4 protein-coding genes are annotated in these 1,719 nt (G+C 39.0%); all 4 read right to left on the bottom strand.

The annotated features are described in order from the left end of the window. Nucleotides 1–71 precede the first annotated feature (71 nt). Nucleotides 72–311, bottom strand: coding sequence for a UPF0175 family protein (locus tag ACM0OT_RS23755; RefSeq protein WP_414566834.1), 240 nt, complete (start codon nt 309–311; stop codon nt 72–74). A 188-nt stretch (nt 312–499) separates the two neighbouring features. Continuing rightward, the gene (locus ACM0OT_RS23750; protein ID WP_414566833.1) at nt 500–871 is read right to left on the bottom strand and encodes a hypothetical protein; all 372 of its coding nucleotides are present in this window, start codon (nt 869–871) and stop codon (nt 500–502) included. Between the two features lie 7 nt (nt 872–878). After that, complete coding sequence (locus ACM0OT_RS23745) at nt 879–1,331, bottom strand: hypothetical protein (RefSeq protein ID WP_414566832.1); 453 nt, start codon at nt 1,329–1,331, stop codon at nt 879–881. A gap of 59 nt (nt 1,332–1,390) precedes the next feature. After that, nucleotides 1,391–1,719: tetratricopeptide repeat protein (locus tag ACM0OT_RS23740; RefSeq protein ID WP_414566831.1), on the bottom strand; the 329-nt coding region annotated here is incomplete at its 5' end.

Here is a 1,719-nt window from a genome sequence, read left to right as displayed (position 1 = left end):
GTCTTGGCTAATTTGTCAAGCTCACTCTATACCAAATTAGATGAGCTTACCCTGGCTGAATATTGGCATAATTATTCAAGAATACCCAAGTTTTGTAAATCAACTTCTAAGTCACTTTCATCATAATGAACAAAAATATTTCTTTTTGCCAATTCATTTTGGAATTGTAATAAAGGCATTTGTGCAAGTTGAGAGGCTTTACCAATACTAATGTTATTTCTTTGAAATAGAAGAATAATCAATTCTAAAATCAATTCCTTTTCTGATAATCCACTTGCTTTGATAATTTCATCAAAAATGACTACATTCATTATTATTTTCCAAATAAATATGGTGTTCCTGGTTCTCCTACAACCTGGATAATCATCTCAGGTTCTTTTAATTTAATTTGATTTGGATATAGAGGATTGACATGGGCATTGCGATAAGCACCAAGCGCGTCTGATTCTCGGTTAATGATAAAATCCTACAATTCCTCGTTAGACAATAAAACCTATAGCTATAGTTTAGCTGAATCAAATTCAATACCACGACGTGCAAAATATTTGTCAATGTTAATCTGCACAAATAAATCCTTGAGTTCTTCGGCAATCTCTTGAGGCGGATTTCCTGATAAAGCTACTGCAATTAAACGTTCTGCTGCTGCCATTTCTCCACAGTCAATCGCTAAGGTTGCCGCACTACGATGTAAGACTGAACGTGTAGGTTCTGCTGCCAGATTATTTACGATTAATTCTGCGGCTAACCTTTCTTTTTCAAATGCTTGTCTAGAAAGTTGCAAGGTTAACACAGAGTCGCCTTTGAGTTTAGCAACTTGCGCCATTTCAGCGAAATCCATCGCTTGTTTATGTAAATCTTGAATCTGGTTCATTTTTTCACTACAAAACACAAGCTCTTGTTTTTATTTTACTGTCATCACCCTGACGTATGCCTGAAACTTCTAGCCTAACCGCATTTTGGAATGGGAGTTGATTATTTTCAGCCTTTTTTCCTAACCAATAATCAAATCCAGTTCCTCGGCGAGAACGTTCCACAACTGTATATTCAGTCAGTTCTTGAATAATTAACAGGGTAATTCCATAGGCTGCCTTTTCTGTAGTGTATTCATGATCATTCCAACACCGCAACATTTGATCTATTACTTCTTGCCAATAAATTTTGAAAACATCTGTTAAGTCTCTTTGAACTTCAAGTTCTACACCTTGGATATGTCCTTGATCATTCAAGCAAACAGCACAAGCTTCTGCTAAGGCTGCACCAAAGGCTGGAGTAATGGCGGGTAATCCCTGATCCAATTTGGTGATGATCAGTTCTTTTGGGTTTAAATTCATTGAATAGTATCTCTATAAAGTTTCCTCTCTGCGCCTCTGCGCCTCTGTGTGAGACAAAATCACCGCCGAAACCAAGAGCGAACCCAACGCCACAACCGCCGCAACCACGCCCAAAAACCACGGCGAGAAAGTACAGCCGTTTGTGGTTGAGATAGACGCTCAATTCGATTGTTGCAATCTTGCACATCGGCATCAAGTTCCATTTTTTGATACAGTTCACGAGCATTGCGATAAGCACCAAGCGCGTCTGATTCTCGGTTGACGTTTTCTAATGCCAAACCTAAGTTAAACCAGGAATTTGCTTCCCCTCGAATATCGCCTATCTCCCTGAATATTTCCAAAGACTGCTGGAAGAACTCAATCGCCCGTGGGTATTGTCCCAGGGAGT

It is taken from the genome of Anabaena sp. CCY 9613, assembly GCF_963920895.1.
Classification (GTDB): Bacteria; Cyanobacteriota; Cyanobacteriia; order Cyanobacteriales; family Nostocaceae; genus Cyanocohniella.
This window is presented reverse-complemented; position numbering and strand designations above follow the sequence as displayed.

Coding starts and splice junctions, on each gene's coding strand:
- ACM0OT_RS23755 (WP_414566834.1), bottom strand. CDS start 311: ATGAATGTAGTCATTTTTGATGAAATTATCAAAGCAAGTGGATTATCA.
- ACM0OT_RS23750 (WP_414566833.1), bottom strand. CDS start 871: ATGAACCAGATTCAAGATTTACATAAACAAGCGATGGATTTCGCTGAA.
- ACM0OT_RS23745 (WP_414566832.1), bottom strand. CDS start 1,331: ATGAATTTAAACCCAAAAGAACTGATCATCACCAAATTGGATCAGGGA.